16 protein-coding genes are annotated in these 18,489 nt (G+C 74.6%); 7 read left to right on the forward strand and 9 right to left on the reverse strand.

Going from position 1 to position 18,489, the window contains the following annotated elements:
- Positions 1-25: 25 nt before the first annotated feature.
- The 5 genes from ACWERV_RS14310 to ACWERV_RS14330 form a co-directional block, all read right to left on the reverse strand.
- Positions 26-1,141 (reverse strand): LOG family protein, encoded by a 1,116-nt coding sequence (locus ACWERV_RS14310; RefSeq protein ID WP_452932686.1) that lies wholly within the window; start codon positions 1,139-1,141, stop codon positions 26-28.
- 34 nt (positions 1,142-1,175) lie between these two features.
- Positions 1,176-2,297: a hypothetical protein gene (locus ACWERV_RS14315; RefSeq protein ID WP_452932688.1), complete on the reverse strand. Its 1,122-nt coding sequence runs from the start codon at positions 2,295-2,297 to the stop codon at positions 1,176-1,178.
- Positions 2,298-2,658: 361 nt separating this feature from the next.
- Positions 2,659-3,387, reverse strand: a complete 729-nt coding sequence (locus ACWERV_RS14320) for an ABC transporter ATP-binding protein (RefSeq protein WP_452932690.1) — start codon at positions 3,385-3,387, stop codon at positions 2,659-2,661.
- 551 nt (positions 3,388-3,938) lie between these two features.
- A complete protein-coding gene (locus ACWERV_RS14325) occupies positions 3,939-5,300 on the reverse strand; it encodes an aspartate aminotransferase family protein (protein ID WP_452932692.1) in 1,362 nt (453 codons plus the stop codon).
- Positions 5,297-5,764, reverse strand: coding sequence for an Lrp/AsnC family transcriptional regulator (locus ACWERV_RS14330; protein WP_398187074.1), 468 nt, complete (start codon positions 5,762-5,764; stop codon positions 5,297-5,299). The genes ACWERV_RS14325 and ACWERV_RS14330 overlap by 4 nt, the downstream gene beginning before the upstream one ends.
- A gap of 220 nt (positions 5,765-5,984) precedes the next feature.
- On the opposite strand from ACWERV_RS14330, the gene ACWERV_RS14335 reads away from it, so the two are divergent.
- Positions 5,985-7,418, forward strand: coding sequence for a gamma-aminobutyraldehyde dehydrogenase (locus tag ACWERV_RS14335; protein WP_452932694.1), 1,434 nt, complete (start codon positions 5,985-5,987; stop codon positions 7,416-7,418).
- A gap of 6 nt (positions 7,419-7,424) precedes the next feature.
- Here the strand turns inward: ACWERV_RS14335 and ACWERV_RS14340 are convergent, their stop codons facing one another.
- Positions 7,425-8,138 carry a glycerophosphodiester phosphodiesterase gene (locus tag ACWERV_RS14340; protein ID WP_452932696.1) on the reverse strand — a complete coding sequence of 238 codons (714 nt, stop codon included), beginning with the start codon at positions 8,136-8,138 and terminating at the stop codon, positions 7,425-7,427.
- Positions 8,132-9,166 (reverse strand): adenosine deaminase, encoded by a 1,035-nt coding sequence (locus tag ACWERV_RS14345; RefSeq protein WP_398186669.1) that lies wholly within the window; start codon positions 9,164-9,166, stop codon positions 8,132-8,134. Before ACWERV_RS14345 ends, ACWERV_RS14340 begins: the two co-directional genes overlap by 7 nt.
- A gap of 302 nt (positions 9,167-9,468) precedes the next feature.
- On the opposite strand from ACWERV_RS14345, the gene ACWERV_RS14350 reads away from it, so the two are divergent.
- The 6 genes from ACWERV_RS14350 (at position 9,469) to ACWERV_RS14375 (ending at position 15,875) form a co-directional block, all read left to right on the forward strand.
- The gene (locus ACWERV_RS14350; RefSeq protein WP_398186667.1) at positions 9,469-10,722 is read left to right on the forward strand and encodes a polyamine ABC transporter substrate-binding protein; all 1,254 of its coding nucleotides are present in this window, start codon (positions 9,469-9,471) and stop codon (positions 10,720-10,722) included.
- A gap of 17 nt (positions 10,723-10,739) precedes the next feature.
- Complete coding sequence (locus ACWERV_RS14355; RefSeq protein ID WP_452932699.1) at positions 10,740-11,954, forward strand: ABC transporter ATP-binding protein; 1,215 nt, start codon at positions 10,740-10,742, stop codon at positions 11,952-11,954.
- On the forward strand, positions 11,951-12,832 hold the full coding sequence (locus ACWERV_RS14360; RefSeq protein WP_452932701.1) for an ABC transporter permease: 882 nt from the start codon (positions 11,951-11,953) through the stop codon (positions 12,830-12,832). Before ACWERV_RS14355 ends, ACWERV_RS14360 begins: the two co-directional genes overlap by 4 nt.
- The gene (locus ACWERV_RS14365; protein ID WP_452932702.1) at positions 12,829-13,680 is read left to right on the forward strand and encodes an ABC transporter permease; all 852 of its coding nucleotides are present in this window, start codon (positions 12,829-12,831) and stop codon (positions 13,678-13,680) included. The genes ACWERV_RS14360 and ACWERV_RS14365 overlap by 4 nt, the downstream gene beginning before the upstream one ends.
- 51 nt (positions 13,681-13,731) lie before the next feature.
- The gene (locus ACWERV_RS14370) at positions 13,732-14,211 is read left to right on the forward strand and encodes a bifunctional DNA primase/polymerase (RefSeq protein ID WP_452932705.1); all 480 of its coding nucleotides are present in this window, start codon (positions 13,732-13,734) and stop codon (positions 14,209-14,211) included.
- A gap of 149 nt (positions 14,212-14,360) precedes the next feature.
- Complete coding sequence (locus tag ACWERV_RS14375; RefSeq protein WP_452932707.1) at positions 14,361-15,875, forward strand: CoA-acylating methylmalonate-semialdehyde dehydrogenase; 1,515 nt, start codon at positions 14,361-14,363, stop codon at positions 15,873-15,875.
- Here the strand turns inward: ACWERV_RS14375 and ACWERV_RS14380 are convergent.
- Together ACWERV_RS14380 and gabT are read right to left on the reverse strand one after the other, a co-directional pair.
- Complete coding sequence (locus tag ACWERV_RS14380) at positions 15,834-16,652, reverse strand: phosphatase PAP2 family protein (protein ID WP_452932709.1); 819 nt, start codon at positions 16,650-16,652, stop codon at positions 15,834-15,836. The two genes, ACWERV_RS14375 and ACWERV_RS14380, sit on opposite strands and share 42 nt — an antisense overlap.
- Positions 16,653-17,133: 481 nt before the next feature.
- Entirely contained in the window at positions 17,134-18,468 is a 1,335-nt protein-coding gene (gene gabT / locus ACWERV_RS14385) for a 4-aminobutyrate--2-oxoglutarate transaminase (protein ID WP_452932711.1), read from the reverse strand.
- Between the last annotated feature and the right edge of the window lie 21 nt (positions 18,469-18,489).

Raw genomic sequence — 18,489 nt, forward strand, 5'->3', positions numbered from 1 at the left:
CCGCGTCGCGCGCCCCCGCCCCGGCTCACTTCTCCTCCAGCCGCTCCAGCGCGTCCGGCACCTCGGTCACCGAGTCGACCAGCGCGATGCGCCAGGCCATCGCGTGGTCGCGGGCCAGCGCGCTGAGCAGCGGCCACGCGGGCAGCTCGGTGGTCCAGTGCGCCCGGTCGACCAGCACCATGGGCGTCGGCTCGCCGCGCGAGGAGTAGTAGTTGGGCGTGGCCGCCTCGAAGATCTCCTGCACGGTGCCCGCCGCCCCGGGCAGGAAGACCACGCCGGAGTTGCAGCGGGCGAGCAGGGTGTCCTCGCGGACGGAGTTGGCGAAGAACTTCGCGATGTGCGACGCGAAGGCGTTCGGCGGCTCGTGCCCGTAGAACCACGTCGGCACGCCCAGCGAGGTGCCGCCCTCCGGCCAGCGCTCGCGCACCTCGAAGGCGGTCGCCGCCCACGCGCCGACCGACGGCCGGAAGGACGGGGCGCCGCCGAGCACCGACAGCGCCTTGCCGAGCATGACGTCCTCCTGCGGGGCGGCGTACGCGCCGAGGTTCGCCGCCTCCATCGCGCCGGGGCCGCCGCCGGTCGCCACGGTCAGCCCCGCGCGGGCCAGCTCCCGGCCGAGCCGGGCGGCGCCCGCGTAGGCGTCCGTGCCGCGCTTCATCGCGTGGCCGCCCATGACGCCCACCACCCGGGCCCCCGCCAGGTGCTCGTCGAGGGCGTCGGTCACCGCGTCGTCGTGGATCGAGCGCAGCATCGACGCCAGTATGTCGCCGCCCGCCGCGCTCTGCCGGTACCAGTCGTACGCGCGGGCGTCCGGCGTGTGCTCGTAGCCCGCGGCCGCGAGGTCGGCGTACAGCTCGACGGGGCTGTAGAGCGTCGCCCGGTAGGGGTCGAAGGGCAGATGCGGGACGGGCGGGAAGACCAGCGCCCCTCCGGCCCGTACGTGCGCGAGCGCCTGCGGCTCCATCAGGCAGCCGAGGAAGACCGCCTGCGTGGTGTCGGCGACCAGCAGGGCGAACGTACGGTCCGTCAGGTCGACGGCCTGGACGCGGTATCCGGCGAACGAGCCGGTCAGCGCGACGCGGTCGAACTCCTCGAGCGTCTCGATCTCACGGGCGGGCGGGGGAGCGGTCTCGGCGGGCATGGCGGCACGATAGCCCGCCGGGCCCCTCACCCCGTCACCGCGTCGCCGGTACGGTCGCGACGGCCGCGACCACGGCCGTCAGCGGCACCGCGACGGCCAGCACCACGCCTGTGCGCAGCGCCACCGCGCCCCGCAGCAGCGCGGGCGGCGCGCCGATCTCGCGCAGTGCCGCCGTCGACCGGGTGCGCGCGCCCGCGGCCTCCGCGAGCGCGGTGCCCGCGACGGCCAGCACGCACACCCCGACGAGGGCCGCGGCGAAGGTCGTCAGCGGGCCCAGCCGGTGACCCGAGCCGTGCTGGAGGTCGTACACCGCGAGGGCCGCCGTCGCCGTCGCGCACAGCAGGCCCAGCGGCCGGCCGATCCGGCGGGCCTCCTGCTGGAGCGCGCGGCCCGCCAGCAGCCGCAGCGCGCCCGGCCGGTGCAGCGCCAGCAGCCGCCCGCACAGATGCACCAGGCCCGGACCCGCCAGCACCATCCCGGCCGAGGCGACGACCCAGCCCGCCACCGTCGCCGCCGACACCGCGCCCAGCCCGCTGGGCAGCGGCAGCGCGGTCCCGCGCGGGGCGCTCACCTGCACCGCGAGCCCCACCACGGTCAGTGCCACGCCCCACGGCAGCCCCGCGGGACCGGCGCCCGGCTTCGGCGCCGGCGGCTGCCACAGCCGGGCGGCGACGGCCGCCGCGGCGCCCAGCGGCACCACCGACAGCAGCGTCACCACGCCCGCCGCGGGCAGCCCCTGCCCCGCGCCCAGCACCCCCGAGACGGAACCCGCGTACGGCACACCGCCCAGATCGCCGCGCAGGTAGAGGAAGCCCAGCAGGGCGAGCCCGCTCCCGACCGCGCACGCCAGCGCGGCGCTCCCGGCGCCGACCAGCACCGTCGCCCGGCGGCCCAGCCCCACCGCGGCAAGCCCCGCGCCCGGCCAGCGCAGGGGCTGCGCGAGCCCGGCGGTGGCGGCGAGCTGCACGGCCGCGGCGACGGGCAGCACGCACCACACCAGCCGCACCCCGGCGCTCGCCCCGGGCTGCTGGTGACCCAGCGCCCACCCGAGCACCGACAGCAGCAGCAGTCCGGTGCCGCCCGCCGCGGCCACCACCGTCAGCCACCGCCCGAGCGCCCCGATCCGCGCTCCCCGCACCACCCGCCAGCTCAGCACGCCGCCGCCTCCCGTCCGGTCCGCGGGGCCGCTGCCCCACCACGCGCCTGCCCCGCACGGATCTGCCGCGCGCTCACGCTCAGCCCGAGCCCGGCCGCCGGGCACGCCTGCCGCCACCGGGCCCGACCCGTGCGGTGGGCGCGCGGGGGCGGTGCGGGGCGCGCGCGGTGCCCGGGTGGGTGCTGTCGCACGGTGCGGTGGCCGCTCGCGCGGTGCGTCCGCCCGCCGTGGGAGCCGCACGGGCGCGGCCGCCGGGCGCCGTCGAGGCAGGCGCGGTGCGCGGGGCAGCCGTGGACGGCGCCGCTCGTACGGGGTTCGCAGTGGGGCGCGAGCCGGGTGCGGGGCCGCGTGCCGGCGGCGGTCATGCGTTCGCCGGAGCCGGGTCGGGGGTGCCGCGGTCCGGGGCGTGGACGGGGGAGTCCGTGCGGCCGTCGCGCAGGGTGACGGCGCGGTCGGTGTAGCCGCCGGTCCCCGGGTCGGTGCCGGTCAGGACGACGGTCATCCCGTGCGAGCGGGCCGCGCTCGCCAGGGTGCGCAGCACCTGGGCGCGGTCGGAGTGGTGCAGGGGCGCCGCCGGGTCGTCGGCGAAGACGACCGCGGGCCCGCCGACCAGGGCGCGGGCCACCGCGACCCGCTGCTGCTCGGGGAGGAGCAGCGCCCCGGGGTGGCGGCGCGCGGCGCCACCGATGTCCAGCCGTTCCAGCCACTCCTGCGCCTCGGCGCGTGCCGCCCGCGGCCGTACACCGCGCATCAGCAGCGGCAGTGCCGCGTTCTCCCACGCCGTCAGCTCCGGCAGCAGCGCGGGTTCGCTGCCGACCCAGCCGAAGCGCTCGCGGCGCAGCAGGTCGCGCGACGCCTCGGAGAGGGTGTGCACAGGGTTGCCGTCGAACCACACCTCGCCCTCGTCCGGCGCGATCTGGCCGGACAGGCAGCGCAGCAGGGTCGTCTTGCCGGAGCCGCGCGGCCCGACCACACCGAGGATCTCTCCCTGGCGGACGCCGACCGTGACGCCGAGCAGGGCCGGTGAGCCCCGGAGGGAGTGGCGCAGCGAGCGGGCGAAGAGCACGTCGTTGTCGGGCGGGGCCACCATGCCGTTCCTCCGCGGGTCGTCGTCCCCCGGCGGCGCGCTGCGCCGGTGCGCCGCGGGCGCCGGGGAGGGGCGGTCACTCCCCGGCACGGTAGGCAGGCGGCGGGCGGACGGACCGCAGGCGCGGCGGCGGAGGTCGCCGATCCGTCCGTTCGGGTGAGCCCCACCGGGGCCGGTCAGGGGCCCGCCCGCCCGTCCGGCCCCCAGCACGGTCCACGGTCACGCCCCCGCCGCGGCCCACCCTCGCCGGACCCCGGCGGCAGCCGCGTGCCGCCTCCCCGGCGCCACCCACCCGTGCGGCCTCCGCCGCGTGCCGCGGCCCCCGTGTCGGCTCCCGGTGGGGTGCTCCCGCGCCGAGCGGCAGCCCCCGCGCTGTCCCCCCGGCGGCGGCTCACCAGTGCCCCGCACCCCAGTGCCGAGCCCCCTGCTGCCCACCACCGTGGGCTCACCCGTGCCGCCCCCGACCAGGCCCCGCCGTCCCCCCGCGGCTTCCGGGGCCCGCCCCGGGCCCGCCTCCCGGGCCGACCCCGAGGCCGTCCCCCCGGCGGCAGCCGTCAGAGCTGGGCCCAGGCCCGTGTCAGGACGTCTCGCAGGATCTCCTCGATCTCGTCGAAGAGCTGCTGCCCGGCGATGAGGGGCGGGGCGAGCTGGACGACCGGGTCGCCGCGGTCGTCGGCGCGGCAGTAGAGGCCGTTCGCGAAGAGCTCGCGGGAGAGGAAGCCGTAGAGCACGCGCTCGGTCTCCTCCGGGGTGAAGGTCTCCTTGGTGGCCTTGTCCTTGACCAGTTCGATGCCGTGGAAGTAGCCGCTGCCGCGTACGTCGCCGACGAGGGGGAGGTCGCGCAGCCGGTCGAGGGTGGCGCGGAAGTCCGCCTCGTGGTCGCGTACGTGCCGGTGGAGGTCCTCCCGCTCGAACAGGTCGAGGTTGGCGAGCGCGACGGCGGCGGAGACGGGGTGGCCGCCGAAGGTGTAGCCGTGCAGGAAGTCGCCGTCGCCGCGGTAGAAGGGCTCGGCGACCCGGCCGGAGACGATGCAGGCGCCGAGCGGCGAGTAGCCGGACGTCATGCCCTTGGCGCAGGTGATCATGTCCGGTACGTAGCCGTACCGTTCGCAGCCGAAGGTCGCGCCGAGCCGTCCGAAGGCGCAGATGACCTCGTCGGAGACGAGCAGCACGCCGTAGCGGTCGCAGATCTCCCGGACCCGGGCGAAGTAGCCGGGCGGCGGCGGGAAGCAGCCGCCCGCGTTCTGCACCGGCTCCAGGAAGACCGCGGCCACCGTGTCGGGGCCCTCGAAGAGGATCTGCTCCTCGATCCGGTCGGCGGCCCAGCGGCCGAAGGCCTCGGGGTCGTCGCCGTGCACGGGGGCCCGGTAGATGTTGGTGTTCGGCACCCGGAAGGCGCCCGGCACCAGCGGTTCGAACGGGGCCTTGAGCGCGGGCAGGCCGGTGATGGACAGGGCCCCGTGCGGGGTGCCGTGGTAGGCGACGGCCCGCGAGATCACCTTGTACCTGCCCGGGTTGCCGGTGAGCCGGTGGTACTGCTTGGCCAGTTTCCAGGCCGTCTCGACGGCCTCGCCGCCGCCGGTGGTGAAGAAGACCTTGTCCAGGTCGCCGGGCGCGAGGTGCGCGAGCCGCTCGGCCAGTTCCACCGCCCGCGGGTGCGCGTAGCCCCAGACGGGGAAGTACGCCAGCTCCGCCGCCTGCCGGGCGGCGGCCTCGGCCAGCTCGCGCCGACCGTGGCCGGCGTTGACCACGAACAGCCCGCTGAGCCCGTCGATGTAGCGCTTGCCGCGGTCGTCGTAGATGTACGCGCCCTCGCCGCGTACGACGGTCGGCACGGGCGCGTCGGCGTAGTCGCCCATCCGCGTGAAGTGCATCCACAGGTGGTCGTACGCCGTGGCCGGCGGGCGTGCGCTCATGATTGTCGGGTTCCCCAGGAGTAGGTCTGCTTCCGGAGCCCCAGGTAGACGAAGCTCTCGGTGGAGCGCACGCCGGGCAGGGCGCGGATCCGCTTGTTGATCAGTTCCAGCAGCTGGTCGTCGTCCTCGGCGACGATCTCGGCGAGCAGGTCGAAGGAGCCCGCGGTCACCACCACGTACTCCACCGCGTCCAGCCCGGCCAGGGCGTCGGCGACGGGTTCGACGTCGCCGACGACGGTTATGCCGACCATCGCCTGCCGCCGGAAGCCGACGGTGAGCGGGTCGGTCACCGCGACGATCTGCATCACGCCCTGGTCGAGCAGCTTCTGCACGCGCTGCCGCACCGCCGCCTCGGACAGCCCCACGGCCTTGCCGATCGCCGCGTAGGGGCGGCGGCCGTCCTCCTGGAGCTGTTCGATGATCGCTTTCGAGACCGCGTCGACGGAGGGTCGCGCGCCGTTCATGTCACGTGTGGCCACCCGGCCCACTGTGCAGGAGACTTCGACGGTCGGGCAAGGCGAAACCGATGAAATGCGCAGTATTGCAGCAGTGGATTCACCGATTCGGTCGTTGCCGGACAGTGGGTATGTCGGATCCCGCAGCCCTCCGGCTAGGCTGGGTACTGTCTCAGCCTGTGGACACCCGACACAGCAGCACGATCCGGACGACCAGGGAGCAAACGCCGTGACCGAACTCCGCACTCTGCGCAACCACATCGACGGGGAGTTCCGCGCCGCCGCGGACGGCCGCACCACCCAGGTGGTCAACCCGGCGACCGGCGACGTCTACGCCACCGCGCCGCTGTCGGGCGCCGCCGACGTCGACGCGGCCATGGCGGCGGCGGCCGCGGCCTTCCCCGGCTGGCGCGACACGACGCCCTCGGACCGGCAGAAGGCGCTGCTGCGGATCGCCGACGCGGTCGAGGCCCGCGCCGCCGAACTGGTCGAGGCCGAGAGCGAGAACACCGGCAAGCCGATCGGGCTGACCATGAGCGAGGAGATCCCGCCCATGGTCGACCAGATCCGCTTCTTCGCCGGTGCCGCGCGCATGCTGGAGGGCCGCTCCGCGGGCGAGTACATGGAGGGGATGACGTCCTTCGTGCGGCGCGAGCCGATCGGGGTGTGCGCGCAGGTCGCGCCGTGGAACTACCCGATGATGATGGCGGTGTGGAAGTTCGCCCCGGCCATCGCGGCGGGCAACACGGTGGTGCTCAAGCCCTCCGACACCACGCCCGCCTCCACCGTGCTGCTCGCGGAGATCATGGCGGAGTTCCTGCCCAGGGGCGTCTTCAACGTCGTCTGCGGCGACCGCGACACCGGCCGGATGATGGTCGAGCACCACGTCCCGGCGATGGCGTCCATCACCGGCTCGGTCCGCGCCGGCATGGAGGTGGCCGGCTCCGCCGCCCGCGACCTCAAGCGCGTCCACCTCGAACTGGGCGGCAAGGCCCCCGTGGTGGTCTTCGAGGACGTCGACATCCCGCGCGCCGTGCAGGACATCGCGGTGGCCGGCTACTTCAACGCGGGCCAGGACTGCACCGCCGCCACCCGGGTGCTGGTGCACGAGTCGATCCACGAGGAGTTCACCGCCGCGCTCGCCAAGGCCGCCGCCGAGACGAAGACCGGCCTGCCGACGGACGAGGACGTCCTGTACGGGCCGCTCAACAACGCCGGCCAGCTGGAGCGGGTCAGCGGCTTCATGGACCGGCTGCCCGCGCACGCCAAGGTCGAGACCGGCGGCTTCCGGGTCGGCGAGGTCGGCTACTACTTCGCGCCCACCGTCGTCTCGGGCCTGCGGCAGGACGACGAGATCGTCCAGCACGAGGTCTTCGGCCCGGTCATCACCGTGCAGTCGTTCGCCGACGAGGACCAGGCCGTCGAGTGGGCCAACGGCGTCGACTACGCGCTCGCCTCCTCGGTGTGGACCCGCGACCACGCGCGCGCCATGCGGATGTCGCGGCGGCTGGACTTCGGCTGCGTGTGGATCAACACCCACATCCCGCTGGTCGCCGAGATGCCGCACGGCGGCTTCAAGAAGTCCGGCTACGGCAAGGACCTGTCGGCGTACGGCTTCGAGGACTACACCCGGGTCAAGCACGTGATGACGTCCCTGGACTGACGCCCCTCAGCCCTGCGGGGGCGTCCCCCGGCGGCGCCGGGCGCGGCGGGCGACGAGCCGTTGCAGCGACGCGAGCCGGTTGGTGGTGATCGAGTCGGCCCCGAGCGACAGCAGCCGGCGCATCGACGGCGGCCAGTCCGCCGTCCACGCCGCCACCAGCAGGCCGTGCTCACGGGCGAAGCCCACCGTGGCGGCGTTCACCAGCCCGAAGCGCAGGTTCAGCCAGCGCGGCGCCACCTCGGTGAGCAGCGCGTCCGCGGGCCGGGCCGAGGTCTTCCAGGTCAGCGCGATCTCGGCGGCCGGGTCCGCGGCCCGCACCGCGCGCATCGCGGCGACGTCGCCGCAGTAGTAGACGCGCTCGCCCGCGCCCGCCGCCGCGACCGCCGCCAGCGTCGGCGGCACCTGCGCGGTCTCGGTCAGGTCGAGCAGCATCCGGCCGTGCGCGTGCCGGTCCAGCTCGGCCAGCGCGGCGGCGAGCGTCGGCACACCGCCGGCCGTGACGTCCGCGACCTGGCCGAGGCTGAGCGCGCCGACCTCCCGCGAGTGGCCCCACAACCGGTCCAGCGACCGGTCGTGCAGCAGCACCGGCACCCCGTCGCGCGTCAGCTGCACGTCCACCTCCACCGCGTCCGCGCCCTTCAGCAGCGCGGAGCGCACCGACGGCAGGGTGTTCTCGCGGTGCTCGTACGGGTCGCCGCGGTGGGCGACGGCCGTCACCATGCCGCGGTGTACGCGTCGATCTCGGCGGCGATCCGCGCCTTGCCGGGCGCGTCGAGGAAGGACGCCTCCACGGCGTTCTTCGCCAGGGCCGCGACCCCGCGGTGGTCCAGCTCCAGCAGCCGGGCGGCCACCGCGTACTCGGTGTTGAGGTCGGTGCCGAACATGGGCGGGTCGTCGCTGTTGACGGTGACCAGGACGCCCGCCTCGACCATGCGCCGTATCGGGTGCTCGTCGAGGGTGGCGACCGCGCGGGTGGCGATGTTGGAGGTCGGGCACACCTCCAGCGGGATGCGGTGCTCGGCCAGGTGCTCCAGCAGCCGCGCGTCGCCCGCCGCGCTCGTGCCGTGGCCGATCCGCTCGGCGCCCAGTTCGCGCAGCGCGTCCCACACCGTCTCCGGGCCGGTGGTCTCCCCGGCGTGCGGGACGCTGTGCAGCCCGGCGGCCCTGGCCCGGTCGAAGTACGGCTTGAACTGCGGGCGCGGAACCCCTATCTCGGGCCCGCCGAGGCCGAAGGACACCAGGCCGTCGGGCCGCAGGTCCACCGCCATCCGCGCGGTCTCCTCCGCGGAGACCAGACCCGCCTCGCCCGGGATGTCGAAGCACCAGCGCAGCGTCACCCCCAGCTCCGCCTCGGCCGCCTTGCGCGCGTCCTCGATCGCCGCCATGAACTCCCGGTCCGGGATGCCCCGCCGGGTCGAGCTGTACGGGGTCACGGTCAGCTCGGCGTAGCGCACGTTCTGCCGCGCCATGTCCCGCGCCACCTCGAAGGTGAGCAGGCGTACGTCCTCGGCGTCCCGGATGAGGTCGACGACCGACAGGTAGACCTGGATGAAGTGCGCGAAGTCCCGGAAGCTGAAGTAGTCCGCGAGCGCCTCCGGGTCGGCCGGGACCGCCGAGTCCGGGTGCCGCGCGGCCAGCTCAGCCACGATCCGCGGGGATGCCGATCCCACGTGGTGGACGTGCAGTTCGGCCTTCGGCAGCCCGGCGATGAAGGTGTCGAGCCCGCCTGCGGCGGCGCTGTCGGGCATGCGGATCCTCCTGGGAGCGGGTGGCGGGCACCGGCTGCGGTGCCGCCTCATCGTAGAACGCCGCCGCCGCGGCGCGTGCGGCCCGCCGGTGAACGCGCAGGTGGGAACGGGCGGAGAGGGGTTCTTCCCGGGGCCGGCACCGCGTAACCGAACGGCAATATCCGAAAACTTGTTGGGGGACGTCCGTTCTGTCAGGATCAGCGGTCGATCCGGTCATTGGCCACGCGTCGGGCTCCGGGCGGTGTACGGCGCGCAGGACGGTTCGCGCGATCCGCGCGACGGCACGACCGGAAGGCACCCCCATGCAGCGTCACGACCCCCTGCCCGGATCCCCGCCAGGCCCCGTGCGCGACGCCCTGCGGCGCAGCCTGGCCGGCGGCCGCGCCGCGACCGGCCGCCGCACCCTGCTGCGCGCCGCCGGACTCGGCGCGGCCGGCGCCGCGGGGCTGGGCGGCCTGGCCGGGTGCGGCATCCCCGCCGCCCGCCGCACCGGCGACGGCACCGCGTCCGACGACCGCTCGGCGCGCGAGCACACCGTCGCCTTCTCCAACTGGACCGAGTACGTCGACGTGTCGGACGACGGCAGGCACCGTCCGACGCTGGAGGCCTTCACCCGGCGCACCGGCATCACCGTGAAGTACACCGAGGACATCAACGACAATGTCGAGTTCTTCGGCAAGATCAAGCCCCAGCTCGCCGCGGGCCAGGACACCGGACGCGACCTGATCGTGCTCACCGACTGGCTGGCCGCCCGGCTCATCCGCCTCGGCTGGGTCCAGCCGCTGAACCCGGCCAACCTGCCGCACGCCTTCGCCAATCTCGAACAGCGCTTCCGCACCCCCGACTGGGATCCCGGCCGCGCCTACTCCTACCCCTGGCAGGGCACCGCCACCTGCATCGCCTACAACCGCAGGGCGACCGGCGGGCGGGCCGTCACCTCCGTCTCCCAGCTGCTCGACGACCCCGCGCTCAAGGGCCGGGTGGCCCTGCTGTCGGAGATGCGCGACACCGTCGGCATGGTGCTGCTGGAAATGGGCCACTCGCCCGAGCACGTCACCGACGACGCGTACGACGCGGCGCTCGCCCGGATCCAGCAGGCCGTCGACCGGGGCCAGATCCGCCGTTTCACCGGCAACGACTACACCGACGGGCTCAGCAAGGGCGACATCGCCGCGTGCCTGGCCTGGGCCGGCGACCTGGTGCAGCTGCGGCTGGACGACCCGGCGATCGCGTACGCCTTCCCGGCGACGGGCTTCCTGTTCTCCACCGACAACCTGCTCGTCCCGGCCGGTGCCCGGCACAAGGCCAACGCCGAGCGGCTCATCGACTACTACTACGAGCCGCAGGTCGCCGCCCAGGTGTCCGCGTACATCGCCTACGTCTGCCCGGTGGCGGGCGTGAAGCCCTACCTCGCGAAGATCGACCCCGCGCTGGCGGACAACCCGCTGATCCTCCCGGACGCGGCGATGGACGCGACCTCGCACGCCTTCCGCACCCTCAGCGAGGCCGAGGAAACCCGCTACGAGAAGAAGTTCTCCACGCTCATCGGCGCCTGACCGGAGGGGATTACGCCATGACCACCGCACGCACCGGCATGCCCGGCGACGCCGTACGCCTCACCGCGCTCGGCAAGTCCTACGGGTCGTTCACCGCCGTCCACCCGCTCGACCTGGCCGTGCCCGCCGGGTCCTTCTTCGCGCTGCTCGGCGCCTCCGGCAGCGGCAAGACCACCACCCTGCGGATGATCGCGGGCCTGGAGGAGCCGACCACCGGCACCGTCGCGCTCGGCGGCCGGGACGTCACCGCGCTGCCGCCGCACCGCCGCCCGGTGAACACCGTCTTCCAGAACTACGCGCTCTTCCCGCACCTGGACGTGCACGAGAACGTCGCCTTCGGGCTGCGCCGCCGCGGGGTGCGCGACGTGCGGCGGCAGGTCGCGGAGATGCTGGAGCTGGTGCAGCTCGAAGGCCTCGCCCGGCGCCGCCCGCACCAGCTCAGCGGCGGTCAGCAGCAGCGGGTCGCGCTGGCCCGCGCGATCGTCAACAAGCCCGAGGTGCTGCTCCTCGACGAGCCGCTCGGCGCTCTCGACCTCACCCTGCGCCGCCGTATGCAGCTCGAACTCAAACGCATCCAGACCGAGGTCGGCATCACCTTCGTGCACGTCACGCACGACCAGGAGGAGGCCCTGACGATGGCCGACACCGTCGCGGTGATGAACGCCGGCCGCATCGAGCAGCAGGGCACCCCCGCCGGGCTCTACGAGAACCCCGAATCCACCTTCGTCGCCAACTTCCTCGGCACCTGCAACCTGCTCCCCGTTGAGGTCACCGGCACCGCGGGCGCCGACCTCACGCTCGCCACCGCCGCCGGGCCGCTCGCCGTGCCCGCCGCCCGCTGCCGCGCGGCGGCCGGCCGCGGCACCAGGGTGCTCGCCGGGGTGCGGCCGGAGAAGATCACCCTCGTCCACGCCGACGACGAGGCCGCGATACCCGCCGGCCGCAACCGGATCGCGGGCCGCGTCACCGGTTCCCGCTTCACCGGCGCCGCCACCCAGTTCACCGTGGACGCCCCGGGCCTGGCGGCCCTGCACGCCGTGCTGCCGAACGTCGACCACGACCCGCGGATCGTCCCCGGCGCCCCTGTCGTCCTGCACTGGAACCCCGCGCACACCTTCGGCCTCGACGCCGCCCAGGACGCGGGCGCCGGACGCGAGCCCGGCGGCGACGCGGGCGCGGACACCGCCACCGGCGCCCTGGGCGGCGCCGAGGGCCTGGAGGCCGCCGTATGAGCCCCGCCGCCGCGCTGCGGCGCAGGCTGACGCCCTATCTGCTGCTGCTCGCCGGGGTGGGCTGGCTGCTGGTGTTCTTCGTGGCGCCGATGGTCTACCAGGCCTCGACGTCCGTCCAGACCGGCTCGCTGGAGCAGGGCTTCACCGTCACCTGGCACTTCGCCACCTACTGGGACGCGCTGCACGCCTACTGGCCGCACTTCGTGCGCTCGCTGCTCTACGCGGCCCTGGCGACCGCGGCCTGCCTGGCGATCGGCTACCCGCTCGCGTACATGATCGCCTTCCGCGCCGGGCGCCGGCGCAACGCCGTCCTGGTGCTCGTCGTCGCGCCCTTCCTCACCAGCTTCCTGATCCGCACGCTGGCCTGGGAGACGATCCTGTCCGACCAGGGCCCGGTGGTGCGGCTGCTGAACGCCGTGCACGTCCTGGACGTCACCTCGTGGCTCGGCGTCACCGAGGGCCACCGGGTGCTCGCCACGCCGCTCGCTGTGGTGTGCGGCCTGACCTACAACTTCCTGCCCTTCATGATCCTGCCGCTCTACACCTCGCTGGAACGCATCGACGCCCGGCTGCACGAGGCCGCGGGCGACCTGCACGCCACACCGCTGGCCACCTTCCGCACCGTGACCCTCCCGCTGTCCATGCCGGGCGTCGTCGCGGGCACGCTGCTCACCTTCATCCCGGCCTGCGGCGACTACATCAACGCCGAACTGCTCGGCTCCACCAACGACAAGATGATCGGCAACGTCATCCAGGCGCAGTTCCTGCGGGTGCTCGACTACCCCACGGCCGCCGCCCTGTCCTTCCTGCTGATGGCCGCCATCCTCGCCGTCGTCACCCTGCACATCCGCCGGGCCGGCACCGAGGAGCTGGTGTGACGCGCCCGCGCCCGCTGCGCTGGGCCCGCCGCAACGCCGTCGTCGTCGCCGGGACCCTCGCGCTGTGCTACCTGATCCTGCCCAACCTCGTCGTGCTCGCCTACTCCTTCAACAAGCCCCGCGGCCGCTACAACTACACCTGGAACCACTTCTCCACCGACGCCTGGCAGCACCCCTGCGCGCCCGCCGGGATGTGCGCCTCGCTGTCGCTGAGCCTGCGGCTCGCCGTCTGCGCCACGGCCGGCGCCACACTGCTGGGCACCATGACCGCCTTCGCGCTGGCCCGCCACCGCTTCCGCGGCCGCTCCGCCGTCAACCTGCTGATCTTCCTGCCGCTGGCGATGCCCGAGGTCGTGATGGGCGCCTCGCTCGGCACGCTCTTCCTCAACATGCGGATCGCCTTCGGCTTCGGCACGCTGCTGATCGCGCACGTCATGTTCTGCCTGAGCTTCGTCGTCGTCGCCGTCAAGGCCCGGCTCGCCGGGCTCGACCCGCTGCTCGAACAGGCCGCCCAGGACCTCTACGCCACCCCCGCGCAGACCTTCCGGCACGTCACCCTGCCGCTCGCCGCCCCGGGCATCGCGGCCGGCGCGCTGCTCTCCTTCGCGCTGTCCTTCGACGACTACATCGTCACCAGCTTCAACGCGGGCAGCGCGGTGACCTTCCCGATGTTCGTCTGGGGCTCGGCCCAGCGCGGCACGCCCGTGCAGGTGAACGTCATCGGCACGGCCGTCTTCCTGCTCGCGGTGCTGCTGGTGGTCGCCGGGCAGCTGGTCGCGGGCCGCCGCCGCGGGGGAGCGGACCGGGCCGCCGGGCACGGTGTGAGCCGCGTCACTACCAGTCGGTAGGAGAACCCGCGTAAGAGCCGCCGCCCCGCCCGCTCTCGTCCAGTGACGGATGTGCGCCACGCGGCAGAAGGAGGAGCGGGCATGTGCAGCGCCGGAGCGAGGAGCGCGGTCGACTGGCTGGTGTCGGCGGCACACGACCCGGCGGCCGTCCGCCGGGAATGGGAGAACAACCCGCTGGGGGTCGTCCTGCTGCCCGCCGGGCGGCTGTGGGACGTCCTGATCCTGCGCGGGGAGCTGGGCCACCCCACGCTCGACGTCCTGACCGGACTCGCCGGCCGGCCCGGCCCCGTGCTCGCCGACTTCGGCGACACCCGGCTCGGCTTCTTCGTGCCCGCGGGCACCACCGACCGCTGGCTGGCCGGCGGGGTGCGCGGGCTCGGCAGCGGCGCCTGGATCGTCGTCCCCTACCCCGGCCGCCCCACCGGCGGGGTGCGCTGGCTCGTCCCGCCGGACGGCACCGGGCACCTCACCGACCCGGAGGCGCTGGAGGCCGCGATGCACGAGGCGGCCGCGCAGCTCGCGGGCGGCTGACGCCCGCGCCCCGTACCCGCGCCCCGTACCCACGGCTCCTCGCCGCGCGCGCGTACCCGTACGGCGGCGTGCGCCGCGTGGTGCTTGAGGCGCGCTGCCCGCGCGGTGAGACTGGCGGGACGACGACGGCGACGCAGGAGGGGCCGGCAGTGACACACCCGCAGCCGCAGCGCATCACCCACCGGATCGCCGGGCGCCCCTGGACCGGCCCCGCCGCACGCCAGGGCGACGTCCACGACCCCGCGACCGGCGCCGTCACCGGGCGCGTCGACCTCGCCTCGGCCGACGTCGTCGACGAGGCGGTGGCCGTGGCGCTCGCCGCCTTCGCCGACTGGCGGCACGCCTCCGTCGCCCGCCGCAGCGCCGTCCTGTTCGCCTTCCGCGAGCTGGTGGCCGCCCGCCGCGAGGAGCTGGCCGCCGTCGTCGTCGCCGAGCACGGCAAGATCCACGCCGACGCGCTCGGCGAGATCGCCCGCGGCCTGGAGGTCGTCGAGTACGCGTGCGGCATCCCGCACCTGCTCAGGGGCGGCTACACCGAGCAGGCCTCCACCGGCGTCGATGTCTACTCGCTGCGCCAGCCGCTCGGCCCGGTCGCCGTCGTCTCGCCGTTCAACTTCCCCGCGATGGTGCCGATGTGGTTCTTCCCGATCGCGATCGCCGCGGGCAACACCGTCGTCGTCAAACCCTCCGAGAAGGACCCCTCGGCGGCGAACCTGCTGGCGGAACTGTGGCGCGAGGCGGGGCTGCCGGACGGCGTCCTCAACGTCGTGCACGGCGACGCCGAGGCCGTCGACCGGCTGCTGGAGCACCCGGACGTCAAGGCCGTCTCGTTCGTCGGCTCCACCCCGGTCGCCCGGCACGTCCACGAGACCGCCGCCCGGCACGGCAAGCGCGTCCAGGCGCTCGGCGGCGCCAAGAACCACATGCTCGTCCTGCCCGACGCCGACCTCGACCTCGCCGCGGACGCCGCCGTCAACGCCGGGTACGGCGCCGCGGGGGAGCGCTGCATGGCCGTGTCGGTGCTGGTCGCCGTGGACCCGGTCGGCGACGAGCTGGTCGCACGGGTCAAGCGGCGTATCGCCGGGCTCACCGTCGGTCCGGGCTCCGCGCCCGAGTCGCACATGGGCCCGCTCATCACCGGCGCCCACCGCGACCGCGTCACCTCCTACCTGGACGCCGGGGTCGCCGCGGGCGCCGAACTCGCCGTCGACGGCCGCAAGCACCCGCTGTCCCGCGCCGCCCGGGACGGCGGCTTCTGGCTCGGCCCCACCCTCTTCGACCACGTCCGCCCCGGCATGCCGGTCTACGACGACGAGATCTTCGGCCCCGTGCTCAGCGTCGTCCGCGTCGCCTCGTACGACGAGGGCCTCGCCCTGATCAACGCCAACCCGTACGGCAACGGCACCGCGCTCTTCACCAACGACGGCGGCGCCGCCCGGCGCTTCCAGCACGAGGTCGAGATCGGCATGGTCGGCATCAACGTGCCCATCCCGGTGCCCGTCGCCTACTACTCCTTCGGCGGCTGGAAGGCCTCGCTCTTCGGCGACACGCACGCCTACGGCGAGGACGGCGTCCGCTTCTTCACCCGCACCAAAGCCGTCACCCAGCGCTGGCCGGACCCCTCACACGGCGGGATCAACCTCGGATTCCCCACCCACACCTGACTCCCCGCTCTCGGGGCCCGATCCGCCCCGTCCCGTTCGTCCGCCTTCCGGGCCCGGCCCGCCCCCGCCCGCGCCCGCCGCCACCGCCAGCACCCGGGCCGCCGCCACGACCGACAGCAGCGACGCCGCCAGGCACCAGCTCGCCACCACGTCCAGCGGCCAGTGGTAGCCGTGCCACACCAGCCCCGCGCCCACCCCCGCGGCCAGCAGCAGCGCCACCGCGTACAGCGCCCGGCGCAACACCGCCCGTCCGACCGCAGGCAGCACCAGCAGCGCCGCGCAGCCCACCGCCACCGACGAGGTCGCCGTGTGGCCGGACGGGAAGAAGCCCGCGTAGCCGTCCGGCCCGAGCCGCAGCTTGCCCGGCGCGGGCCGCGCCACCGCCGACTTCACCTGCCCCACCACCAGCGGCACCAAGGCCATCGCCAGCACCGCAGCCAGCGGCGGCAGCCACCACAGCGGCAGCCCGGACCGCCGCCCGCGCACCCCCGCGGCCACCACCGCCGCGAGCAGCAGCGGCACCGCCACCTGCACGTTGCCGACGTCCGAGAGCACCTGCGCCGGGCCGGTCAGCGCCGGATGCGCCGCCGCCGCGCGCTGGAACCAGCCGAGCACCGCCCAGTCCCGCGCCACCAGCCGGCCACCGCCGGACACCTGCGCGGTGAGCACGACGAAGAGCGCGACACCGGCACAGAAGACGACGGCGAGCGCGGTCAGGACGCGCGCGGGACCGCCGCTCGGGGAATTCCGGGGGCTGCCGGCGCCATGGGCGCCCAAGGCAGCAGAATGCCGCCCCGGAACAGGGGGGAGAGCTCCGGGGCGGCCAGGGCGACCGCCGAACCGCCCGTCCCGGGGGGTGTGGGACGAACGGCCGACCGATCGGCGAGGTGTGCCGGGCCCACCTGCGAACCCGGCGGTTTCGTGCGCGAGGGCACTGCCGTACCGGCGATGGGGAATCGCCGGGCCGTTGCCGCTCTTCGCCGGATCCACCGGAACCGGCTGCGAGCGGGGTGTTCGCAAGAAACGGTAGGGCACCGCGAGGGGGCCGGACAGCCCGATCACCCGTCCGCCATCAGGCCCGCACACCTTCTTCACGACCCGCCGTCTCCCGCTCGCATCCGTCCGCGCGGCGCCGCCGCACCCGGCCCAAGGGCGCGCTCGCGCCCCAGCTCACACCCCGTGCCGGGCGGTGTGCCCGGCCCGCGGCGCGTCCCCCGGCGCCGGGCCCACCCCGCGCCGGGCCACTTCCGTGCCGGGCTCACACCGCCCCGGCGAAGGCCTCCTCGATGATGCCGAGACCCTCCTCCAGCAGATCCTCCCCGATGACCAGCGGCGGCAGGAAACGCAGCACGTTCCCGTACGTCCCGCACGTGAGCACCACCAGCCCGGCCGCGTGGCAGGCCTTGGCCACGGCCGTCGTCAGGGCCGCGTCCGGCTCCTTCGTGCCCGGCCGCACCAGCTCGACCGCGATCATCGCACCGCGCCCGCGCACCTCCCCGATCGCCGGGTACTTCTCCTGCAGCGCGCGCAGCCGCGGCGTCATCACCTCGCCGATCCGCCGCGCCTTCGCCGGCAGGTCCAGCTCCTTCATCGTCGCGATCGCGCCCAGCGCCGCCGCGCACGCCACCGGGTTGCCGCCGTAGGTGCCGCCCAGACCGCCCGAGTGCGCCGCGTCCATGATCTCCGCGCGCCCGGTCACCGCGGCGAGCGGCAGCCCGCCCGCGATGCCCTTCGCGGTCGTGATGAGATCCGGCACCACGCCCTCGTCCTCGCACGCGAACCACTGCCCCGTCCGGCAGAAGCCGGTCTGGATCTCGTCCGCGACGAAGACGATCCCGTTGTCCTTCGCGAACTGCGCCATCCGCGGCAGGAAGCCGCGCGCCGGCACGATGAAACCGCCCTCGCCCGCGATCGGCTCGATCACGATCGCCGCCACGTGCTCCGCGCCGATCTGCTTGGTGATGACGTCGATCGCCTGCGCGGCCGCCTCCTCGGCGGCATGCTCCGGCCCGGTCAGCCAGCGGTAGCCGTACGCCAGCGGCACCCGGTACACCTCCGGCGCGAAGGGCCCGAAGCCCTCCTTGTACGGCATGTTCTTCGCCGTCAGCGCCATCGTGAGGTTGGTGCGCCCGTGGTAGCCGTGGTCGAAGACGACGACCGCGGGCCGCTTGGTGTAGGCGCGGGCGATCTTCACCGCGTTCTCCACCGCCTCGGCGCCGGAGTTGAACAGCGCGGACTTCTTGGCGTGGTCGCCCGGCGTCAGCGCGTTGAGCTGCTCGGCGACCTCGACGTAGCCCTCGTAGGGGGTGATCATGAAACAGGTGTGGGTGAAGTCGGCGAGCTGCGCCGACGCCCGCCGCACCACCTCCGGCGCGCTGTTGCCCACCGACGTCACGGCGATGCCCGAGCCGAAGTCGATCAGCCGGTTGCCGTCCACGTCCTCCACGACACCGCCGCCCGCGCGTGTCACGAACACCGGCAGCGTCACGCCCACCCCGTCCGCGACCGCCGCCGACTTCCGCCCCAGCAACTCCCGCGACCGCGGCCCCGGCACCTCGGTGACCAGCCTGCGCTCCTGCGGCAATCCGCCCATGACGCCCACTCTCCTCGATTC

The organism is Streptomyces sp. NPDC004031, from assembly GCF_053604375.1.